A 19,926-nucleotide genomic window follows, 5' to 3' on the forward strand; every position below is an offset into this window, starting at 1 on the left:
ATGGGTCCAATCTCGAACGGTCCGATCACGAACTCCATCGCCCCGCCCCTTCTGGCTTTTTCATCCGAGCGGAGGGAATCATGACCGACATTGGTCGGATGGCACACGTCGTGCCAGCTCGCACCCAGCTTCCGGTCAGTGCCTATTTTGACGAAGCTCGCTTCGCACGCGAGCAAGAACTCATTTTCAAACAGTCTTCTCTGTATGTCGGCCACGAGAAAGTGGTGCCCGAAATCGGCGACTGGCGGACCTTGGTCCAGGAGAACGGAGGACGCGTTCTGGTTCGCAACCAGCAAGGCGTCGAACTCATCTCGAATGTGTGTCGTCATCGCCAGGCTCTGATGTTGGGGGGCGAGGCAGGGAATGTCAGCGGCAACGTAAACACGAGCGGCACCCTCAAGGGTACCGGGGGCAACATCGTCTGCCCCTTGCATCGCTGGACTTACAACAATCGCGGTGAACTGCTGGGCGCGCCCCAGTTCGAATCCACGCCTTGCATGAATCTGCAGCGCTACACGCTGCGCGATTGCCATGGCCTGCTGTTCGAAGGCCCGCGTGATCCGGCCGCCGACATGGCGCCGCTGTTCACGCGGCCCGAGTTCGACTTCGGCGACTACGTGCTCGATCACGTCGAAGTGCACCAGTGCAACTACAACTGGAAGACCTTCATCGAGGTCTACCTCGAGGATTACCACGTCGGGCCGTTCCATCCGGGCCTGGGTCGCTTCGTCACGTGCGACGACCTGAGCTGGGAATTCAACGACTGGTACAGCCTGCAGAAGGTCGGCGTGCACCAGGCCCTGGCGCAACCGGGCTCGGACGTCTACGGCCAGTGGCACGACCGCCTGCTGGACTTCCGCGCGGGCAAGGCGCCGGATTTCGGCGCCGTGTGGGTCACGTATTTCCCGACCCACATGATCGAACTCTATCCGCACGTGGTGGTGCTCTCGACGCTCTATCCCAAGAGCCCGCAGGAAACCATCAACGTGGTGGAGTTCTACTACCCCGAGGAGATCGTCGCCTTCGAGCGCGAGTTCGTCGAGGCGCAGCGCGCGGCCTACATGGAAACGGCGGTCGAGGACGACGAGATCGCCGAGCGCATGGACGCCGGCCGCAAGGCGCTGATGCAGCGCGGCGTGAACGAAGCCGGTCCGTATCAGTCGCCCATGGAAGACGGCATGCAGCACTTCCACGAGTGGTATCGCCGCATCATGGAAGAGCCGGGCGCGTAAGCGCGCGGCCCGGCCAGCAGAAAGCCCGGCGCACCTCAGGTGCGGCCGGGCTTTTTGCATGGCGGCTCAGTGGCCCAGCGCCTCGGCCACGGTGTTCTCGCCGATGGCCAGCCCCACGGTCATGCCCACGCCGGAGTGCATCACCGCCACCGTGGTGCACGGATCGGCGCGCAGCACCGAGAACGGCGCCGGCCCATGCGCGCCATACACACCCTGCCAGCGCTCGACCACGCGCAGCCGCGCGCCCAGCGCCTGGGTGGCGAGTGCGAGCATGGCCTCGTCGACCGCCTCGTCGTTGAAGGGCGGCGCATCCACGCCGTAGCGATGCGAGTCGCCCACGATCAGCTCGCCGTGCGGCGTGGGGCTGATGAGCAGGTGGATGCCCTCTTTCATCAGGAACGGCGAGCGCGCCTCGAACACCTGGCGCAGCCGCTGTGCGCTCGGCAGATCGGAGAAGGCGCCGTAGTGCACGCAGGACAGCCCGGTGAGCAGGGGCCGGTCGAGCGCGAAGGGCTGGCCGTCGAAGGCGACCCGCAGCATCTGCAGCCGCGACACCTCCAGGCCCAGCGGCGCAAACAGCTCGGGCCACAGCGTGAGGTAGTCGTGACCCGGGCAGACGAACACGTGGCGCGCGCGGAACGTGCCGGCCGTGGTGCACACCTCGCCGCCTTCGGCGCGGCGCGCCAGCGTGCCGTTGATCAGGGTCACGCCCAGTTGCTCGGCCAGATGGCGGGTGATGGCGGGCAAGGCCTCGCGCGAGTAGATCTGCAGGTCGTCGAACCCCTGCAGGGCCGCGCAATGGTGATCGAGCCGGCCGTCATAGAGATGCGAAAGCTCGCGCGTGCTCAGCAGGCGCGCCGCGTAGCCCTCGGCCTGCAGGCGCTCGCCGGCGAATTCTTCCAGCACCTCGCGCTCGTGCGCCGTACGGGCCAGCACCAGGCTGCCGTTGGCGCGCACATGAAAGCCGGCACCCTCGGCCAGCTGCAGCCAGAGCGCGCGGGTCTGGCGCGCCAAGCCGGCCATCAGGCCCGGCGCCTGGCCGGTGACCAGCACCTGGCCGAAGTTGCGGATGGTGGCGCCGTGCGCCTGGCGGGCGCGCTCCACCACGGCCACCGACAGGCCGCGGCGCGCGCAGGCCCAGGCGTGCGCCATGCCGAGCATGCCCCCGCCCACGACGATCGCGTCAAAAGTCTTCATTGCGGATATCCCGATTGCGGTTGGCGCGACGCGGACGGACCGCGTCGCGCGGTGCGTTGCGCGGCTTACTTCTTCTTGGGTTCCGACTTGCCGTCGTAGCGGCGCGACCATTCGGCCAGGATGCGATCGCGCGCGGTGGCGGCCCACACGAAGTCGTTCTTGATCATGCGCTTGGCCAGGTCGGCCGGCAGGTTCGGATTCGAGGTGGCGACGTCGGGAATGGCGAGCACGGCGAAGTTGGCCTTGTAGAGCTCGTTGGCGGCGCGGCTGGCGGAGAAGTCGGCCACCTTGCGGGCCGCCTCGGGATGCTGGGTGCCGCGCACGATGGCGGTCGCCTCCACTTCCCAGCCCAGGCCCTCGGACGGGAAGATCGGCTCGATCGGTGCGCCGTCGGCCTTGAGCTTGGCGGCGCGGTAGTCGAACGAGACACCAATCGGAAACTCGCCGGCGGCGGCCTGGTTGCAGGGCTTGGAGCCCGAGTGCGTGTACGCGCCGATGTTCTTGTGCAGGGCGTCCATGTAGGCCCAGCCCTTCTCTTCGCCGAACAGTTGCAGCCAGGCGCTCACGTCGAGAAAGCCGGTGCCGGACGAGGCCGGGTTCGGCATCACGATCTTGCCGGCGTAGACGGGCTTGGTCAGGTCCTGCCAGGACGTGGGCGCGGGCAGGTTCTGTTTGCCGGCCTCGATGGTGTTGAAGCAGATCGCGGCCGCGAAGGCGTCCATGCCGACCCAGGCCGGCACCGGCTTGGTATCGCGCATGTTGGGCGCGATCTGGTCCAGGCCCTTGGGCGCGTAGGGCTCGAGCATGCCTTCCTTGTCCATCAGGCCGAGCGAGGTGCCGGCCAGGCCCCAGATCACGTCGGCCTTGGGGTTGCGCTTCTCGGCCAGCAGCTTGGCGGTGATGATGCCGGTGGAATCGCGCACCCACTGGATCTTGATGTCGGGATGCTCGCGTTCGAAGGCGGCCTGGTAGGCCTTGATCTGGTCGGCCTCGAGCGCGGTGTACACGGTCAGGGTGGTCTGCGCCAGCGCGGGCGCGGCGGCGGCGGCGAGCGCCAGGGCCAGCACGGCGTGGCGGGAAATCAGGGCAAGACGGGGCATGGCAAGAACTCCGGTCGAAGAAAGCGGCGGCGCGGGCAGCGCCGGGGGGTCAGGGGCGCTCGCCCCGCGCGAGGCGGGCGGCGATGTCATCGAGCACGGTGGGCAGGTCCGCCACGGTGTCGATCAGGTAATCGGGCGCCGACGGCGCGAACACGGCGCGCGCACGGCCGCGCGCGGCCTCGCGCTGCGCCTCGCCGAGGGCCTGGTATTCGGCATGAGTGAGCCCGGCGGCATTGCCCGACAGCAGCAGCGCCACCGTCCACATGCCCGCGCGCCGGCCCTCGTCGATGCCGACGGCGGTGTCGTCGACCTTGACGCAGCCCGCCACGTCGGCCAGCCCGAGCGCGATCACGTTGCGCAACGCCATGGCGGGCGCGGGCCGCGCGCGCGGCACCTCGTCGCTCGCCACCACGCAATCGGCCTCGACGCCGCCGGCGCGCGCGCGCTCCAGCACGCGTTGCATCACCGACGCGGGATAGCCCGAGCACGAGCCCACTTTCAGGCCGCGGCGGCGCACCTCGGCCAGCGCGGCGGGCGCGGCGTCGATCACGTCCGAGTACTGCGCCACCTTGTCGAGCTGCATGGGCAGGAAGCGCTCGTAGATCGCGGTCACGGCCGCGTCGTCGGGCAGACTGCCGAAGCGCGCCGCGTACTGCGTGGCGATGGCCGGGTCGTCGCACAGGGCGCGGATGTGATCCCACTTGCCCATGCCCATGGGGCCGCGCGCCTGTTCGAGCGTGAGCGTCACGCCGAATTGCGCGAACGCCTCGACGAACACCCGCGTGGGTGCGAAGGAACCGAAGTCGACCAGCGTGCCGGCCCAGTCGAAGATCACGGCTTCCAGCCGGGGGAGATATGCAGTCATGGTGTGCGGGTGTGTAGGAAGAGAATCGGAGCGGCGTCAGTCGCGCGGGGCCGCGCGCCAGGCCTGCGTGCGGCGCAGCAGGGCGTGGCTCGCGGCATGCAGCAGCAGGGCAACGGCGGCGGAGGTGGCCATGATGACCGTGCACATCGCGGCCGCCGGGCCGATCGCGCCGGCGTCGTCCATGTTGAGCACGGCGACCGCCGACAGCACGGTGGCGGGGCTGTAGAGAAACACCACGGCCGACACGGTGGTCATGGCCGAGACGAACAGATAGCGCGCGGTCGCCAGCACCGCGGGCAGGCACAGCGGCAGCGTGACGCGCCAGAAGGTGACGAAGGCCGGCACCTTGAGCGCGGCCGAGGCCGCCTCGAACTCGGGGTCGAGCCCGCCCAGCGCCGTGACGGCGGTGAGATGCGCGCTGGTGTAGAAGTGCACCACGGTGCAGATCACCAGCAGCGCCATGCCGCCGTACAGGCCGTTGAGCGGATTGAGCGGGCTGTTGAAGAAGAAGATGTAGCCCAGGCCCAGCACCAGGCCCGGCACCGCCATCGGCGTGAGCGCCAGCAGACCGACCAGCGAGCGCAGCGCGCGCGCCACGCCGCGCGCCGGCAGCTTCTCCATCATCCACGCGCCGCCGAACACCAGCGCGGTGCCGGCCAGGGCGGTCAGCGAGGCCAGCGTCAGGCTGTTGCGCCAGGCCATCCAGCCGCCCCCATCCATGTTGTCGAAGTCGTAGGAACGCAGCGACAGCGACAGGTTGTAGGGCCACATCTTGATGAACGACGCCCACACCGCCACGCCGACCAGCGTGGCCAGCGCCGCGGCGATGGCGCCGCCGACCAGCAGAAAGGCCAGGTCGCGCGGGCGGTGGCGGCCCGGCACGTGGCGCTGCGCGCGCCCGGTGAGGCCCGCGCCCTGGCGGGTGCGCAGGCGCCGGTCGAGCAGGAAGGTGAGCACGGCCGGCAGCAGCAGCATCAGGCCGATGGCCGCGCCCTTGGCGAAGTTCTGCTGTCCCACCACCGCCTTGTAGGCCTCGATCGCGAGCACGTTGTAGTCGCCGCCCACCACCTTGGGCACGCCGAAGTCGGTGACCGTGAGCGTGAACACCAGGCAGCAGGCCGAGAACACCGCATAGCGGGTGCCGGGCAGCGTCACCGTGAGAAAGGTGCGCAGGGGGCCCGCGCCCATGGCGCGCGCCGCGTCGTACAGCCGGCCGTCGGCCAGCGTGAGGCCCGTCACCAGGATCATCAGCGCGTGCGGGAAGGTGTAGAACGCCTCCCCCGCCACGATGCCCCAGAAGCCGTAGATCGTCGCGCCGCCGGTGAGATCCTTGAGCAGGCCCTGGTTGCCGAACAGATAGACCAGCGCGATGCCCGGCAGCAGCGAGGGCGCGAGCAGCGGCAGCAAGGCCAGCACGCGCAGCGCGCCCTTGCCGGGCACGGCGGTGCGGGTGAGCGCATAGGCGTAGGCATAGGCGCAGGGCACGACCAGCGCCGCGGTGGTCAGGCCCACCGCCAGGCTGCGCGCGACCATGCCGAGAAAGGCCGGCTGCAGCACGATGTCGCGCACCAGCGCCAGGCCGCCCGCGCCGTCCTGGCCGGCCGCCGCATTGAGCAGGATCGCGCCCAGCGGCAGGGCCAGGAACAGCAGCAGCGCCAGGGCGTAGGCGCCCTGCCCCGCCAGCGCCGCCGCGCGGCCGGTCCAGCCCGGCAGGCAGGGCCGCGCCAGCGCGGCGGCGGTCGAGGGCGCGGTTGCGGGCGCAACCAACGGGGCCGGCGCGGCCACGCGCGGATCAGGCATAGGGGCGTAGCGCATGTCGCGGCAGCTCCACCCAGCAACGGCCGGCAGCGTGTTGATCGAGCAGGGCATCGCCGGCCTGCGGCGCGATGACCGCCTGCAGCACGTGGCCCGGCATGCCGTCGATGCGCAGCGCCACGCGGTAGTGGCTGCCGAGAAAGACGCCGTCCTGCACCTCGGCCAGGAAGGTATTGGGCGGCGCGCCGGCGCCGGCCGGCTCGGGCGCCGCGGCCAGCCGGATCGCCTCCGGCCGCACGAAGAGGCGCCCCCGCGCCGCCTGCGGCGCCGCGTCGACGTGCAGCAGCTGGCGGCCCACCTGCACGCGCTGCGCGTCCACGCGCTCGTAGCCGAGCCAGTTGGCCTCGCCCACGAAGTCGGCGATGAAGGCCGTGGCGGGCTGGCGGTAGAGCGCCTGCGGCGTGCCGTATTGTTCGATGCGGCCGCCGTTCATCACGGCGATGCGGTCGGCCATCTCCATGGCCTCGTCCTGGTCGTGCGTGACCATCAGCGTGGTGATCGCGAGCCGGCGCTGCAGCGCGCGCAACTCGGCGCGCAGATGGGTGCGCACCCGCGCGTCGAGCGCCGACATGGGCTCGTCGAGCAGGAGCAGCGAGGGCGACGGCGCCAGCGCGCGCGCCAGGGCCACGCGCTGCTGCTGGCCGCCCGAGAGCTGGCCGGGAAACTTGCGCACCGCGCCCGCCAGGCCCACGAGGTCCAGCATTTCCTCGACGCGGGCGGCCACGCGCTGGCGATGCGCGCGCCGGCCGCTCAGGCCGTAGGCGACGTTCTGCGCCACCGTGAGGTTGGGGAACAGCGCATACGACTGGAACAGGATGCCGTAGTCGCGCTCTGCCGGGGCCGCCCGGGAGATGTCGCGGCCGGTCAGCACGATGGTGCCGCTGTCCTGCGGGTCCAGGCCGGCGATGGCGCGCAGCAGCGTGGTCTTGCCGCAGCCCGACGGGCCCAGCAGGCACACCAGCTCGCCGGCGCGAATATCCAGGGACACATCCGACAGCGCCGTGTGGCTGCCGTAGCGCTTCACCAGATGGCGCACCGACAGGAATGTGTCGTTGCCTTGCGTCATTGCCTTCCCTCTCTCGCTCAGGCGGGATGCCTGGCAGCCAGTATCGGGAGGGCAAATGGATCGTCTATGACAGTTCGCGCAAATGCAGTAATAAAAACATCAAATTATTTTGGTGTACTGGCGATCTTGCCCGTTTCACGGACACGCCACGCGGCGTGCCAGCCCCTTGCTCGTCGCCGAACTCAAATCCTTCTATGCCGTCGCGCGCTGCGGCACGGTGACCCGTGCGGCCACCCAGCTCGGGGTGAGCCAGCCCACGGTCACCGGCCAGCTGCGCCAGCTCGAGTCGCGCTACGGCATCGAGCTGTTTCACCGCCAGGGCCGCGGCCTGCGCCTGTCGGATGCCGGCCAGCGCCTGATGCCGCTGGTCGAGCGGCTGATGCAGCAGGAAAGCGAGATCGAGTTCCGCCTGCGCGACGCGAGCGACCTGCGCGAGGGCAACCTGCGGGTGGGCGCCACCGGGCCGTTCTACATCATGGAAACCGTGCGGCAATACAACCAGCGCTACCCCGGGGTCGACCTGAACCTGACCATCGGCAATTCGCAGAGCATGCTGGCCGCGCTGCGCGAATACCGCATCGACGTGGCCACCTCGTCGTTCGAGCTCGACGACCCGCAGCTGTATCGCCGCCGCATCGCCGCCGACCCGCTGTGCGTGGTGGTGCATCGCGAACACGCGCTGGCCGCCCGCGCGCAGCTGCGGCTGGCCGACCTGGCGCCCTACACCCTGCTGCTGCGCGAGCCCGGCTCGATGACGCGCCAGCTCACCGAAGACGCGCTTGCCCAGGCCGGCGTGACGCCCGCGCGCGTGCTGGAGATCGGCAGCCGCGAATCGATCCGCCAGGCGGTGCTGTGCAACCTCGGCCTGAGCCTGATCCCGGCGCGCGAAATCCCCGCCCATCCGCACCTGGCCGCGCTCACGCTCGCCGACGCGCGGATCCTGATGCACGAATACCTCTATTGCCTGCGCGAACGCCAGCCCGTGCAACTGATTGCGCGCTTTCTCGAGCTGGCCCCCACGGCCGACGACACACCGTCGTCCGCCCCGCACTGAACCGGCCCCGGAGCCCGCCATGCCGCTCTCCCTCTACGACATCGAACACCTCTTCCTCGAACGCGGCCACCGCGCCTACGACGGCGAGCCCGTCAGCCACCTCAAGCATGCGCTGCAGACCGCCACGCTGGCCGAGCAGGCCGGCGCCTCGCCGCAGCTCGTCACGGCCAGCCTGCTGCACGATCTGGGCCACCTGATCGCCGAAGACAAGGACACGCCCACGCTGCGCGGCATCGACGACAAGCACCAGTACTTCGTGCTGCCGTTCCTGCGCGGCCTGTTCGATGCCCAGGTGCTCGAGCCGATCCGCCTGCACGTCGAGGCCAAGCGCTACCTCTGTTATGTCGAACCGGGCTACGCGATGATGCTCTCGGAAGACTCGCGCCGCAGCCTGCGGCTGCAGGGCGGCGCGTTCGATGCCGGCCAGGCGATGGATTTCGCCGGCCTGCCGGGCGCGCCCGATGCCATCAAGCTGCGGCGCTGGGATGACCAGGCCAAGGCGCCCGGCATGGTCACGGGATCGCTGGTGCACTTTCTCGAAGTGGCCGAGTCGATCAGTAAGCGCGCGCGCCTGATGGCGGTGGGCTGACACGCCGCCCCCCAGGAAAAAGGCCCGCCGATGTCGCATCGGCGGGCCTTTCGTTCGAGCGAGGGGCGGCTCAGCCCTTGGCCACCGGCCGGGCCGGATCGCTGCACCATTCGCTCCAGGAGCCGGGGTACAGGCGCGAGCCCGACAGGCCGGCGATCTCCATCGACAGCAGGTTGTGGCAGGCGGTGATGCCCGAGCCGCACTGGTGCACGATGGTGTCAGGCGCGCGGCCGTCGAGCAGGCGCGTGAACTCCTCGCGCAGCTGCTCGGCCGGCTTGAAGCGGCCGTCGGCGGCGAGGTTTTCGCCGTTCGGGCGGTTGAGCGCGCCGGGGATGTGGCCCGCGACCGGGTCCATCGGCTCGACCTCGCCGCGGTAGCGGTTGGCGGCGCGCGCGTCGATCACGGTGAAGGCGGGCTTGTCGATGTTGGCCAGCACGGCGGCGGCGTCGACGGTCGGCGCCAGCGAGGGCGCGGGCTCGACCCCGGCTTCGGGCGCGACCGCGGCCTGCGGGCCGGCGGCCTCGGGCCGGCCCGCGGTCTGCCAGGCCTGCCAGCCGCCGTCGAGCACCACCACACGGTCGTGACCCATCCAGCGCAGCATCCACCAGAGGTGCGCGGCGTACATGCCGCCGCTCGCGTCGTAGGCCACCACGAGGGTGCGCGGCGTGACGCCGTGCGCGGCCATCAGGCCGGCCAGGGCGGCGCGTTCGGGCAGCGGATGGCGGCCGTTGCGGCCGGTGCGCGGCGCGGCCAGCTCTTTTTCGTGATCGAGGTAGATCGCGCCCGGGATGTGGGCGGCGTCGAAGGCACGACGGCCGGCGGCGTGATCCATCAGGTCGTGGCGCACGTCGAACACGCGCACGTCGGGTTCGCCAAGGCGGGCGGCCAGGTCGGCCACGGAAATCAGCGTCTGGGACATCGTTTGCTTCCTTCTAGTGATGCGCGCGGCGGGCTCAGGCCTGCGACGGATCCCGCATGGTACGCCACACCGACAGCAGCCCGGCCAGGATGATCAGGCCGATGCCGCCCCAGGCCAGCGTGTCGAGGTGGTCGCCCCAGATGCCCATGCCCAGCAGCGCGGCGAAGATGATGGTGGTGTATTGCAGGGCCGCCGTCAGGAGCGCCGAGCCGTGGCCGAAGGCGCGCGTCATGGCGAGCTGGCCGAACAGGCCGGCCGTGCCCACGCCGACCAGCGCCAGGTAGCCCTTCATGTCCGCCTGGCCCCAGCCCTCGAGGATCAGGCCGACGACACTGCTCAGGCACACGCCGACCGAGAAGAACAGCACCGTGCGCCACTCCGGCTCGCCGATGCGGCCGAGCTGGCGGATCTGCATCATGGCCACGGCCGACATCGCGCCGGCGCACAGGCCCAGCAGCGCGGCCAGCCATTGGTCGTCGGTGATGCTCGGACGCAACACGGTGATCACGCCCAGGAAACCCAGCGCCACGGCCGCGATGCGCACCGGATCGCGCTGCGCGCCGCCCCAGCCCAGCATCCAACAGGCGATGAAGAGCGGCGCGGTGTAGTTCAGGCTGGTGGCGGTGGCCAGCGGCAGGTGCGCGATGGCGAAGAAGCCCAGCCACATCGAACTCACCCCGGCGACGTTGCGCCACAGGTGCAGTTTCCAGCTGGTGGGGATGATCGACTGGCGGGCGGCACGCGCCCAGATCAGCAGCAGGATGACCGACGGCAGGCCACGAAACAGCACGATCTGCGGCAGGGAGGCGCCGTGTTCGGTGCCCAGCTTCACGAAGGACCCCATGACGGCGAACATGGCCGACGCCAGTAACATCCAGAGTGCCTGCATGAGGGGCCGCTGCTTCGGAAAGAATAGATGAGGGAAAGCGATACTATACTCCCCTCGTAAAATCCCAACGGCCCGGTCCGGGAACCGCGTCCTCGCGGCGCGGTCGAAATGGGGTCCATAAACACACCGAGGCGGCCGATCGCCCGGGTCCGGAATCGGGGTTCCGGCTCGCGACGGCGCCGCTCGCATAGGGAATCAACAAGCATGAAGCGTATCGTCCTGTTCCTCATGACCAACCTGGCCGTGATGCTGGTGCTCTCGGCCACCATCCGCATCCTCGGCCTGGATCGCATCATCACGGCCAACGGGCTCGACGTCACGAGCCTGCTGATCCTGTCGGTCGTCATCGGCTTCACCGGCTCGATCATCTCGCTGCTGATCAGCAAGCCCATGGCCAAGATGAGCACCGGCGCGCAGGTGATCGACCCGAACGCGCCGCGCAACCAGCAGGAAGCCTGGCTGGTCGACACCGTGCACCAGCTGGCCGACCGCGCCGGCATCGGCCGCCCGGAGGTCGCCATCTACGAAGGCGCGCCCAACGCGTTCGCCACCGGTGCCTTCAAGAATGACTCGCTGGTCGCGGTGTCCACGGGCCTGCTCGAAAGCATGACCGAGACCGAGGTCGCGGCCGTGCTGGGCCACGAGGTCGCCCACATCGCCAATGGCGACATGGTCACCCTCACCCTGATCCAGGGCGTGGTCAACACCTTCGTCGTGTTCTTCGCGCGCGTGGTCGGCTACTTCGTCGACCGCACCGTGTTCCGCACCGAGCGCGGCGTGGGCCCCGGCTACTGGGTCACGGTGATCGTCTGTGAAATCATCTTCGGCGTGCTGGCCTCGATCATCGTGGCCTGGTTCTCGCGCCAGCGCGAATTCCGCGCCGACGCCGGTTCGGCCCACCTGATGGGCGCGCGCGAACCCATGATCCACGCCCTGGCGCGCCTGGGCGGCCTGGAGCCGGGCGACCTGCCCAAGTCGTTCGAGGCCTCGGGCATCTCGGGCCGCAAGGGCATCTCGGCCCTGTTCTCGTCGCACCCGCCGATCCAGCAGCGCATCGCCGCCCTGCAGAACGCGCGCATCGTCGGCTGAGCCGCGGCCAGCCGGCCATGAAAAAGCCCCGCGGCCTGTCGGCTCGCGGGGCTTTTGCTTTGGGCCCGGCTCAATCCAGCGTGAGGATCGTGGCGCCCGTGGTCTTGCGCGAGGCCAGCGCGGCCTGCGCTTCGCCGGCCTGCTCCAGCGTGTAGCGCTGGTCGATCCGAACCTGGATCTTCTTCTTGCTCACCAGGCCGAACAGCTCGTCGGCGGCGGCCTTGAGCTTTTCCGGGGTGTTGACGTGCAGGCCCAGCGAAGGGCGCGTCAGGTAGAGGCAGCCCTTCTGGTTCAGGATGCCGACGTTGACGTTGGACACCGGACCCGAGGCGTTGCCGAAGCTCACCATCAGGCCGCGCGGCTCCAGGCAGTCGAGCGAGGTTTCCCAGGTGTCCTTGCCCACGCCGTCATAGACCACCGGCACCTTCTTGCCGCCGGTGAGCTCGAGCACGCGCTCGACCACGTTTTCGCGCGAGTAGTCGATGGTTTCCCAGGCGCCGTTTTCGCGGGCCAGGGCCGCCTTCTCGGGGCTGGACACGGTGCCGATCAGCTTCACGCCGAGCGCGCGCGCCCACTGGCAGGCGATCAGGCCCACGCCGCCGGCGGCCGCGTGGAACAGGATGGTTTCGCCGCCCTGCAGGCGGTAGGTCTGGCGGAACAGGTATTGCACCGTGAGACCCTTGAGCATCAGCGCGGCCGCATCGTCGAAGCTCACGTTCTTGGGCAGCTTGACGACCTGGGCGGCCGGCACGTTGCGCGCCTGGGCGTAGGCGCCCAGCGGGCTCTGGCCATAGGCCACGCGGTCGCCCACCTTCAGGTGCTTGACGTCGGCGCCCACCGCCTCGACCACGCCGGCAGCCTCGAAGCCCAGGCCATGGGGCAGCGGATGCGGATAGAGGCCGGTGCGATAGTAGATGTCGATGAAGTTCAGGCCGGCGGCGTGCTGCGCGATCGTGACTTCATTGGCCGCGGGCGGCGGCACTTCCACTTCGACCAACTTCAGGACTTCGGGACCACCGTGCTGTTCGATACGGATTGCCTTGACGAGCTTGCTGGCCATGCGGGCCTCCTTGCAGGGAATGACGACGAAGAAAAACGGAAAGCGGAACCGGCGCGCTAGCCGGTCTGGGCCGGCCGCCGGCCGGTCAGGACGAACACGCCGCTGAGCACCAGCGCGGTGCCCGCCAGCTGCCAGGCCGTGATGGGCTCGTCCAGGAACCACGCCGCCAGGAACAGCACCGACACCGGGCCGAGCATGCCGAGCAGCGAGGCCGTGGGCGCGCCCACCAGGGCCACCGCCCACATCAGCATGAACACCGGCACCACGGTGTTGAGCGTGGCGTGGATCAGGGAGTAGCCATACACGCCGGCGGGCTGGATCAGCACCTCGGGCGGGTGCACCAGGAAGAACTGGATCACGCATGCCACGCACGACACCAGCATGGCATAGGCCACCAGCCGGGTCGCGCCGACGCGCTTGACCAGCTCGCCGGAGCAGATCAGATAGACAGAATAGCTGAGCGCCGAGCCGAAAACGAACAAAGACCCTAACAGCACATCCGAGCCGGCGTTCTGGCCGACGTCGTGGGCGAAGACCAGCACCACGCCGGCGTACGACAGCGCCATGGCCAGCATCTGGCGCCGCGTGACCGCGCGCTTGAACCACCACGCCGACAGCAGCACCACCAGCGAGGGCGACAGGAACAGGATCAGGCGCTCCAGCCCGGCCGACACATAGCGCAGGCCGAGGAAATCGAGAAAACTGGACAGGTAATAGCCGAGCAGGCCGAGCAGGATGAGCGTGATGCGCTCGCGCCAGGTGAGCACCGGGATCTCGCCGCGGGCCGCGCGGCGCGCCTGCCACCAGGCCACCGCGGCGAAGAAGGGCATGGCGAACATCATCCGGAACGCGATCAGCGTGACCGCGTCGATGCCGTAGCGGTAGGTGAACTTGACGACGATGGCCTTGGCGGAGAACAGGACGGCGCCCAGTCCGGCCATCGCGTAGCCGGCCGCGATCTGGGCCTGCCGCGAGCTCTGCAAATGCTCTTGAAGACGATTCATGCGATGATTTTAGTTTGGCCGCCCGCGCCTGTGCGGGCGGGCGGCGCGCAAAGCCGCGTTTTTTTTCGCCCTCTCGACCCGTCGGCGCCGCCTCCCCCGCCTCGTGCGGCCGCGGCCCGGCCGGCATCACCTGAATCACCCCATGACCCGCCAACGTGCCCTGCTTTACATCCATGCCGCCGCCGTCCTGTTCGGCCTGACCGGTGTCTTCGGCGAACTGATCCAGGCCAGCGCGGCCGTGATCACGGCGGGCCGGGCGATCTTCGCGGTGCTGTCGCTGGGCATCTTCGCGCGCATCCAGCGCCGCTCGATGCTGGGCGTGCTGACCCCGGCGCAGATCTTCGTGCTGGTCATCGCAGGCGCCCTGCTGGCGGGCCACTGGGTCACCTTCTTCATCTCGGTCAAGGTAGGCGGCATCGCCATCGCCACGCTGGGCTTCGCCAGCTTCCCGGCCTTCATCACGCTGTTCGAAGGCCTGGTGTTCCGCGAAAAGGTGCGCGCCGCCGAATGGGCCGTGCTGGCCCTGGTCACGCTCGGCCTGGTGCTGGTCACGCCCTCCTTCGACTTCGCCGACCAGGGTACGGTGGGGCTCTTGTGGGGCCTGGCCTCGGGCCTGTCCTTCGCCCTGCTGGCGCTCACCAACCGCCGCGCCGCGGCCGGCATGGACGCCATGCAGGTGGCCAGCTGGCAGAACGCCATCGTGGCCCTCATCGTGCTGCCCTTCGCCGTCGGCCAGCTGCCGGCCCTGAGCGGCATGGACTGGCTCTGGATCGCGCTGCTCGGCGTGTTCTGCACCGGCCTCTCCCACTTCCTGTTCGTGTCCAGCCTGACCAAGCTCAACGCCCGCAGCGCCGGCCTGGTGATCGCGCTCGAGCCGGTCTACGCCATCGGCTTCGCCTGGGTGCTGTTCGCCCAGGAGCCCACCGCCCGCATGCTGGCCGGCGCCGCCCTGATCGTGGCCGCCATCGTCTGGTCGGGCCTGCGCAAGAGCGCGCACTGAGCGCACCCTGAAGGCGCACTGCGTGCGCCCTCGGCTCGGGCCGGCGCGCCGCGCGGCCCCCGCTGCACCTGCCCTGCCCGGGCGGGCCAGTCCGTTCCCGCAGCGGAACGACTACATGCCTTGACAATAGCTGCGTAGGCAGTAAACTGCACGGCATGAGCTCGACCCGCAACCCCTCCGGCGACCCCGTCGTCCACTACCGCGCCGACTCGGTTTGCCTCTCGGACGACAACGTCGGTTTCCTGATCAAGCTGGTCTACAACTCCATGAACCGCATGCTGGATCAGGAGATGGCGCCGCTCGACCTCACCGCCATGCAGTGGCGGCCGCTGGCCACGATCCATCGCGGCCGCGCCGACACCCCGGCGGAGCTCGCGCGCCTGATCGGCGTGGACACCGGCGCCATGACGCGCACGCTCGACCGCCTCGAGGCCAAGGGCCTGCTGCGGCGCGTGCGTAGCCAGGAAGACCGGCGCGTGATCAAGCTCGAACTGACCGAAAGCGGCCAGGAAAAAGCCCGTCAGATTCCCACGTACATCGCGAAGGTGCTCAACCTGCACCTGCGCGGCTTCTCCGCCGAGGAAACGGCCCAGGCGCGCCACCTGCTGATGCGCATGCTGGCCAACGGCTCGGCCGCCGGATTGCCGCCGGAACGCTGACGCCCTGCTGGCCGTCGTGCCCCCGGGCACCCGGCAGCAGGCTTTTTTTGGCCTTAATACCTGCCTAGTCAAATACCAACCCGATCAACTATTTTCAGCAATTCGTCAGGATGAAAGCCCTACTTACCACGACATTGGTGCTGGCCCTTTCAGGCTGCGCGCTGATGGACCCGGCCAGCGCGCCGGTGGCGCAATGGGACCCCGCCCGCCATGGCCTGAGTTCGCAGGAGACCGTCTGGCCCGACGCGCGCTGGTGGCATCGCTACGGCGACGCCCAGCTCGACGCGCTGGTCGACGAGGCGATGGCCGGCAGTCCCTCGCTGACCGCCGCCCAGGCGCGCCTGGCGCAGGCCAACGCCGCGGTCGCGGGCGCCCGGGCGCCGCTGCTGCCGCGCGTGGACGCCAACTACCAGTTGAGCCGCGAGCACCTGTCGGGCAACTACGTGCAGCCCGCCCCGCTCGGCGGCTCGGTCGTGAGCGACAACCGGCTCGCGCTCGACTTCAGCTACGAGCTCGACTTCTGGGGCAAGAACCGTTCGCGCCTGCAGGCCGCGGTGTCGCAGCGCGACGCGGCGGCGGCCGACGCGCAGTCCGCGCGCAACGTGCTGGCGCGCGCCGTGGTGCGCAGCTACCTCAACCTGCAGAACGCCTACGCCCAGCACGACGTGATCAAGCGCGTGATCGCGCAGCGCGACGACGTGCTCAAGCTCACGCGCGACCGTGAAGGCGCCGGGCTGGACACGCAGGTCGAGGTCAAGCAGGCCGAGTCGGCCTCGGCGGCCGCGCGCGTGCAGCTGACCCAGGTCGAGACCACCATCGCGCAGTTGCAGAACCAGCTCTCCGCGCTGGCCGCCGCCGGCCCGGACCGGGGCCGCCAGGTCCGCCCCTACGCGCTCAGCGCGCCCGACGGCGTGGTGCCGCAAGCCGTGCCGCTCGAGGTGCTGGGCCACCGCCCCGACGTGACCGCCGCGCGCTGGCGCGCCGAGGCCGCGCAGGCCAGCATCGACGTGGCCAAGGCGCAGTTCTATCCCAACGTGAACCTGGTGGCGTTCGCGGGCTTCCAGTCGATCGGCACCAACATGCTGTTCGACAGCTTCTCGCGCACCGCCGGCATCGGCCCGGCGATCACCCTGCCGATCTTCCACGGCGGCGAACTCAACGCCAATCTGGCCGGCCGCCGCGCCGACGCCGACCTGGCGGTGTCCGACTACAACCAGACCGTGCTCGACGCCGTGCAACAGGTGGGCGACGCCATCGACGCGCTGCGCCTGATCGACCGCGAGAAGGCCGAACAGCGCCAGGCGCGCGAGGCCATCGATGCCGCCTACGGCCTGGCCGTGGGCCGCTACCGCAACGGCCTGGGCAACTACCTCGCCGTGCTGCTCGCGCAGGACAGCGTGCTGACGCAGGCGCGCCTGGACACCGACCTCAAGAGCCGCGCCTACCAGCTCGACGCCGACCTGGCCTACGCGCTGGGCGGCGGCTACGACGCCGCCGCGCAGACTGAGCAGCCGGGCGCGCAGCCGGGCGCGCAGCCCACCGCCCCCTCTACCCATTGATATCACTGATCCTTCGGATTCGACGTCATGACCGCAACCCCCACCACCCATCCCGCCCGCAAGCGCCTGCTGTTGCTGGCCACCGGCGTGTTCATCGTGCTCGCCCTGGCCTATGCCATCTGGTGGTTCCTCTACGGCTCGCACTTCGAGAGCACCGATGATGCCTACGTGCACGGCAACCTGGTGCAGATCACGCCGCAGGTGCCCGGCACGGTGATCGCCATCGAAGCCGACGACACCGAAACCGTCACGGCCGGCCAGCCCGTGGTCCGGCTCGATCCGGCCGACACCGAAGTCGCGCTGCAGCAGGCCGAGGCCAAGCTGGCGCAGACCGTGCGCCAGGTGCGCACGCTCTACGTGCAGAACGACGCGCTCGCCGCCGACGTGGAAGTGCGCCAGGCCGACATCGAACGCGCGCAGGCCGATCTGGCCCGCGCCACCAGCGACCTGAAGCGGCGCCAGACGCTGGCCCGCTCGGGCGGCGTCAGCGGCGAAGAGATCCTGCACGCCGAGACCGCGCTCAAGACCGCGCAGTCGGGGCTGGCCCAGGCCCGCGCCACGCTGGCCGCGGCCCGCGCCCGCCTCGCCACCAACCTCGCGCTCACGCAAGGCACCACCGTCGAGGATCACCCGGACGTGCGCGCCGCGGCCGCGTCGCTGCGCACCGCCTGGCTCAACCAGTCGCGCACCTCGCTGCCGGCGCCCGTCTCCGGCGTGGTGGCGCGCCGCAACGCCCAGGTCGGCCAGCGCGTCGCGCCCGGCTCGGTGCTGATGAACATCGTGCCGCTCGACCAGATCTGGGTCGAGGCCAACTTCAAGGAAGGCCAGCTGCGCCACATGCGCATCGGCCAGCCGGTCACGATGAAGGCCGACCTGTACGGCGGCTCGGTGGAGTATCACGGCAAGGTGATCGGCCTGGACGCCGGCACCGGCAGCGCGTTCGCCCTGCTGCCAGCCCAGAACGCCACCGGCAACTGGATCAAGGTGGTGCAGCGCGTGCCCGTGCGCATCGCGCTCGACCCCGAAGACCTGAAGAAGCATCCGCTGCGCATCGGCCTGTCGATGGACGTGGAAGTGGACATCGGCCGTGACGACGGCAAGCCGCTCACCGAAACCGCCCGCGCCGAACCCGTGCTCTCGACCAAGGTGTTCGAACCCGCCCATGGCGACGCCGACGCGCTGATCGCCCGCATCATCAAGGCCAATCTCGACTAATCATGAGCGATCAACCCCGGTCCCCTGCCGCCCCCACCGGCGGCGCCTACCCGCCGCTGTCGGGCGCGACGCGCATCATCGGCTCGATCGCGCTGTCGACGGCGGTGTTCATGAACGTGCTGGACACCTCGATCGCGAACGTGTCCATCCCGACGATCTCGGGCGACCTGGGCGTGAGCTCGAGCCAGGGGACCTGGGTCATCACCTCGTTCGCGGTGGCCAACGCCATCACCGTGCCGCTCACGGGCTGGCTGACGCAGCGCTTCGGCCAGGTGCGCCTGTTCCTGATCTCCACGCTGCTGTTCGTGGTGGCCTCGTGGCTGTGCGGCTTCTCGCCCACGCTGGAGGCGCTGATCGGCTTTCGCGTGCTGCAGGGCGCGGTGGCCGGCCCGATGATCCCGCTGTCGCAGGCGCTGATGCTGTCGAGCTTTCCGAAGGAGAAGGCCGGCATGGCCCTGGCGGTCTGGTCGATGACCACGCTGGTGGCGCCGGTGGCCGGGCCGCTGCTGGGCGGCTGGATCTCCGACAACTACACCTGGCCCTGGATCTTCTACATCAACGTGCCGGTGGGCCTGCTGGCGGCCTGGATCAGCTGGCGCATCTACCGCGACCGCGAATCGGTCACGCGCAAGCTGCCGATCGACAAGGTCGGGCTGGTGCTGCTGGTGGTGTGGGTCGGCGCGCTGCAGATCATGCTCGACAAGGGCAAGGAGCTCGACTGGTTCGCCAGCCCGGTCATCATCGGCCTGGCCGCGGTGGCCTTCGTGGCGTTCGTGATCTTCCTGATCTGGGAGCTCACCGACGCCCACCCGGTGGTGGACCTGCGGCTCTTCAAGGAACGCAACTTCACCGTGGGCGCGCTGTCGCTGGCCGTGGCCTATGGCGTGTTCTTCGGCAACGTGGTGCTGCTGCCGCTCTGGCTGCAGAGCACCATGGGCTACACCGCCACCTACGCCGGGCTGGTGACCGCGCCGGTCGGCCTGCTGGCCATCCTGCTCACGCCCATCGTGGGCAAGATGCTCGCCACCCGCGATCCGCGCCAGCTCGTGACCGTGGCCTTCATGATCTTCGCGCTGGTCTGCTTCATGCGCTCGGGCTTCAACACCCAGACCGACGTGCGCACGCTGATGATCCCCACCATCATCCAGGGCGCGGCGATGGCGGCTTTCTTCGTGCCGCTGACCTCGATCACGCTGTCGGGCCTGGAGCCGTGGCGCATCCCGGCCGCCTCGGGCCTGTCGAACTTCGCCCGCCTCACGGCCGGCGCGTTCGGCACCTCGATCTCGACCACGCTGTGGGAAAACCGCACCACGCTGCACCACGCCCAGCTCACCGAGATCGCCCGGCCCGGCCAGCAGGCGTTCGACCAGATCTCCAGCACGCTGCAGAACGGCGCGGGCCTGTCGCACGAGCAGTCGCTCACCGTGATCGACGGCCTGATCAACACGCAGGCGGCCACCATGTCGGCCACCGACGTGTTCTATGCCTCGGCCATCATCTTCATCCTGCTGATCGGCACGGTCTGGTTCGCCCGGCCGCGCTCGGCCAAGGCCAGTGGCGGCGGTGCCGCCGAGGCCGCCGCCGGCGCGCACTGACCCGCCCGCCCATGAAAAA

Annotated in this window: 18 protein-coding genes; 9 read left to right on the forward strand and 9 right to left on the reverse strand. The window is 69.7% G+C overall.

Annotated elements, in window-relative coordinates; translation table 11 throughout:
* Positions 1 to 80 precede the first annotated feature (80 nt).
* Positions 81 to 1,232, forward strand: coding sequence for an aromatic ring-hydroxylating oxygenase subunit alpha (locus tag CEG14_RS18355; RefSeq protein ID WP_094827847.1), 1,152 nt, complete (start codon positions 81 to 83; stop codon positions 1,230 to 1,232).
* 66 nt (positions 1,233 to 1,298) lie between these two features.
* On the opposite strand, the gene CEG14_RS18360 is transcribed toward CEG14_RS18355, so the two are convergent.
* The 5 genes from CEG14_RS18360 to CEG14_RS18380 form a co-directional block, all read right to left on the reverse strand.
* Positions 1,299 to 2,429 carry a TIGR03364 family FAD-dependent oxidoreductase gene (locus CEG14_RS18360; RefSeq protein ID WP_094827848.1) on the reverse strand — a complete coding sequence of 377 codons (1,131 nt, stop codon included), beginning with the start codon at positions 2,427 to 2,429 and terminating at the stop codon, positions 1,299 to 1,301.
* Positions 2,430 to 2,494: 65 nt separating this feature from the next.
* Positions 2,495 to 3,529, reverse strand: coding sequence for a putative 2-aminoethylphosphonate ABC transporter substrate-binding protein (locus CEG14_RS18365; RefSeq protein WP_094827849.1), 1,035 nt, complete (start codon positions 3,527 to 3,529; stop codon positions 2,495 to 2,497).
* A gap of 49 nt (positions 3,530 to 3,578) precedes the next feature.
* Positions 3,579 to 4,394 carry a phosphonoacetaldehyde hydrolase gene (phnX, locus tag CEG14_RS18370; protein ID WP_094827850.1) on the reverse strand — a complete coding sequence of 272 codons (816 nt, stop codon included), beginning with the start codon at positions 4,392 to 4,394 and terminating at the stop codon, positions 3,579 to 3,581.
* Between the two features lie 36 nt (positions 4,395 to 4,430).
* On the reverse strand, positions 4,431 to 6,194 hold the full coding sequence (locus tag CEG14_RS18375) for a putative 2-aminoethylphosphonate ABC transporter permease subunit (protein ID WP_094827851.1): 1,764 nt from the start codon (positions 6,192 to 6,194) through the stop codon (positions 4,431 to 4,433).
* Positions 6,187 to 7,275 carry a putative 2-aminoethylphosphonate ABC transporter ATP-binding protein gene (locus CEG14_RS18380; RefSeq protein ID WP_094827852.1) on the reverse strand — a complete coding sequence of 363 codons (1,089 nt, stop codon included), beginning with the start codon at positions 7,273 to 7,275 and terminating at the stop codon, positions 6,187 to 6,189. Before CEG14_RS18380 ends, CEG14_RS18375 begins: the two co-directional genes overlap by 8 nt.
* Before the next feature lie 166 nt (positions 7,276 to 7,441).
* Between CEG14_RS18380 and CEG14_RS18385 the strand changes: the two genes are divergently transcribed.
* A complete protein-coding gene (locus tag CEG14_RS18385; RefSeq protein WP_094827853.1) occupies positions 7,442 to 8,329 on the forward strand; it encodes a LysR family transcriptional regulator in 888 nt (295 codons plus the stop codon).
* Between the two features lie 19 nt (positions 8,330 to 8,348).
* Positions 8,349 to 8,918 (forward strand): phosphonate degradation HD-domain oxygenase, encoded by a 570-nt coding sequence (locus CEG14_RS18390; RefSeq protein ID WP_094827854.1) that lies wholly within the window; start codon positions 8,349 to 8,351, stop codon positions 8,916 to 8,918.
* Between the two features lie 70 nt (positions 8,919 to 8,988).
* Here the strand turns inward: CEG14_RS18390 and CEG14_RS18395 are convergent, their stop codons facing one another.
* Both CEG14_RS18395 and CEG14_RS18400 read right to left on the reverse strand, forming a co-directional pair.
* A complete protein-coding gene (locus tag CEG14_RS18395) occupies positions 8,989 to 9,837 on the reverse strand; it encodes a sulfurtransferase (protein WP_094827855.1) in 849 nt (282 codons plus the stop codon).
* A gap of 34 nt (positions 9,838 to 9,871) precedes the next feature.
* On the reverse strand, positions 9,872 to 10,726 hold the full coding sequence (locus tag CEG14_RS18400; RefSeq protein WP_094827856.1) for a DMT family transporter: 855 nt from the start codon (positions 10,724 to 10,726) through the stop codon (positions 9,872 to 9,874).
* Between the two features lie 204 nt (positions 10,727 to 10,930).
* On the opposite strand from CEG14_RS18400, the gene htpX reads away from it, so the two are divergent.
* Positions 10,931 to 11,815, forward strand: a complete 885-nt coding sequence (gene htpX / locus CEG14_RS18405; RefSeq protein WP_094827857.1) for a protease HtpX — start codon at positions 10,931 to 10,933, stop codon at positions 11,813 to 11,815.
* 70 nt (positions 11,816 to 11,885) lie between these two features.
* On the opposite strand, the gene CEG14_RS18410 is transcribed toward htpX, so the two are convergent.
* The gene (locus tag CEG14_RS18410; protein WP_094827858.1) at positions 11,886 to 12,875 is read right to left on the reverse strand and encodes a quinone oxidoreductase family protein; all 990 of its coding nucleotides are present in this window, start codon (positions 12,873 to 12,875) and stop codon (positions 11,886 to 11,888) included.
* Between the two features lie 56 nt (positions 12,876 to 12,931).
* Complete coding sequence (locus tag CEG14_RS18415) at positions 12,932 to 13,879, reverse strand: DMT family transporter (RefSeq protein ID WP_094827859.1); 948 nt, start codon at positions 13,877 to 13,879, stop codon at positions 12,932 to 12,934.
* 142 nt (positions 13,880 to 14,021) lie between these two features.
* Between CEG14_RS18415 and CEG14_RS18420 the strand changes: the two genes are divergently transcribed.
* The 5 genes from CEG14_RS18420 to CEG14_RS18440 all read left to right on the forward strand — a co-directional run bounded on the left by CEG14_RS18420 (position 14,022) and on the right by CEG14_RS18440 (position 19,907).
* The gene (locus tag CEG14_RS18420) at positions 14,022 to 14,879 is read left to right on the forward strand and encodes a DMT family transporter (protein ID WP_094827860.1); all 858 of its coding nucleotides are present in this window, start codon (positions 14,022 to 14,024) and stop codon (positions 14,877 to 14,879) included.
* 155 nt (positions 14,880 to 15,034) lie between these two features.
* Positions 15,035 to 15,538 carry a MarR family winged helix-turn-helix transcriptional regulator gene (locus CEG14_RS18425; RefSeq protein WP_094827861.1) on the forward strand — a complete coding sequence of 168 codons (504 nt, stop codon included), beginning with the start codon at positions 15,035 to 15,037 and terminating at the stop codon, positions 15,536 to 15,538.
* 110 nt (positions 15,539 to 15,648) lie between these two features.
* Positions 15,649 to 17,097 (forward strand): efflux transporter outer membrane subunit, encoded by a 1,449-nt coding sequence (locus CEG14_RS18430; protein WP_094827862.1) that lies wholly within the window; start codon positions 15,649 to 15,651, stop codon positions 17,095 to 17,097.
* 27 nt (positions 17,098 to 17,124) lie between these two features.
* Positions 17,125 to 18,312, forward strand: coding sequence for an HlyD family secretion protein (locus CEG14_RS18435; protein WP_094827863.1), 1,188 nt, complete (start codon positions 17,125 to 17,127; stop codon positions 18,310 to 18,312).
* Positions 18,313 to 18,314: 2 nt separating this feature from the next.
* Positions 18,315 to 19,907 carry a DHA2 family efflux MFS transporter permease subunit gene (locus CEG14_RS18440; protein ID WP_094827864.1) on the forward strand — a complete coding sequence of 531 codons (1,593 nt, stop codon included), beginning with the start codon at positions 18,315 to 18,317 and terminating at the stop codon, positions 19,905 to 19,907.
* Positions 19,908 to 19,926 lie beyond the last annotated feature (19 nt).

The sequence above is a fragment of the Bordetella genomosp. 1 genome, assembly GCF_002261335.1.
GTDB lineage: Bacteria > Pseudomonadota > Gammaproteobacteria > Burkholderiales > Burkholderiaceae_B > Bordetella.

Coding starts and splice junctions, on each gene's coding strand:
- CEG14_RS18355 (WP_094827847.1), top strand. CDS start 81: ATGACCGACATTGGTCGGATGGCACACGTCGTGCCAGCTCGCACCCAG.
- CEG14_RS18360 (WP_094827848.1), bottom strand. CDS start 2,429: ATGAAGACTTTTGACGCGATCGTCGTGGGCGGGGGCATGCTCGGCATG.
- CEG14_RS18365 (WP_094827849.1), bottom strand. CDS start 3,529: ATGCCCCGTCTTGCCCTGATTTCCCGCCACGCCGTGCTGGCCCTGGCG.
- phnX (WP_094827850.1), bottom strand. CDS start 4,394: ATGACTGCATATCTCCCCCGGCTGGAAGCCGTGATCTTCGACTGGGCC.
- CEG14_RS18375 (WP_094827851.1), bottom strand. CDS start 6,194: ATGCCTGATCCGCGCGTGGCCGCGCCGGCCCCGTTGGTTGCGCCCGCA.
- CEG14_RS18380 (WP_094827852.1), bottom strand. CDS start 7,275: ATGACGCAAGGCAACGACACATTCCTGTCGGTGCGCCATCTGGTGAAG.
- CEG14_RS18390 (WP_094827854.1), top strand. CDS start 8,349: ATGCCGCTCTCCCTCTACGACATCGAACACCTCTTCCTCGAACGCGGC.
- CEG14_RS18395 (WP_094827855.1), bottom strand. CDS start 9,837: ATGTCCCAGACGCTGATTTCCGTGGCCGACCTGGCCGCCCGCCTTGGC.
- CEG14_RS18400 (WP_094827856.1), bottom strand. CDS start 10,726: ATGCAGGCACTCTGGATGTTACTGGCGTCGGCCATGTTCGCCGTCATG.
- htpX (WP_094827857.1), top strand. CDS start 10,931: ATGAAGCGTATCGTCCTGTTCCTCATGACCAACCTGGCCGTGATGCTG.
- CEG14_RS18410 (WP_094827858.1), bottom strand. CDS start 12,875: ATGGCCAGCAAGCTCGTCAAGGCAATCCGTATCGAACAGCACGGTGGT.
- CEG14_RS18415 (WP_094827859.1), bottom strand. CDS start 13,879: ATGAATCGTCTTCAAGAGCATTTGCAGAGCTCGCGGCAGGCCCAGATC.
- CEG14_RS18420 (WP_094827860.1), top strand. CDS start 14,022: ATGACCCGCCAACGTGCCCTGCTTTACATCCATGCCGCCGCCGTCCTG.
- CEG14_RS18425 (WP_094827861.1), top strand. CDS start 15,035: ATGAGCTCGACCCGCAACCCCTCCGGCGACCCCGTCGTCCACTACCGC.
- CEG14_RS18430 (WP_094827862.1), top strand. CDS start 15,649: ATGAAAGCCCTACTTACCACGACATTGGTGCTGGCCCTTTCAGGCTGC.
- CEG14_RS18435 (WP_094827863.1), top strand. CDS start 17,125: ATGACCGCAACCCCCACCACCCATCCCGCCCGCAAGCGCCTGCTGTTG.
- CEG14_RS18440 (WP_094827864.1), top strand. CDS start 18,315: ATGAGCGATCAACCCCGGTCCCCTGCCGCCCCCACCGGCGGCGCCTAC.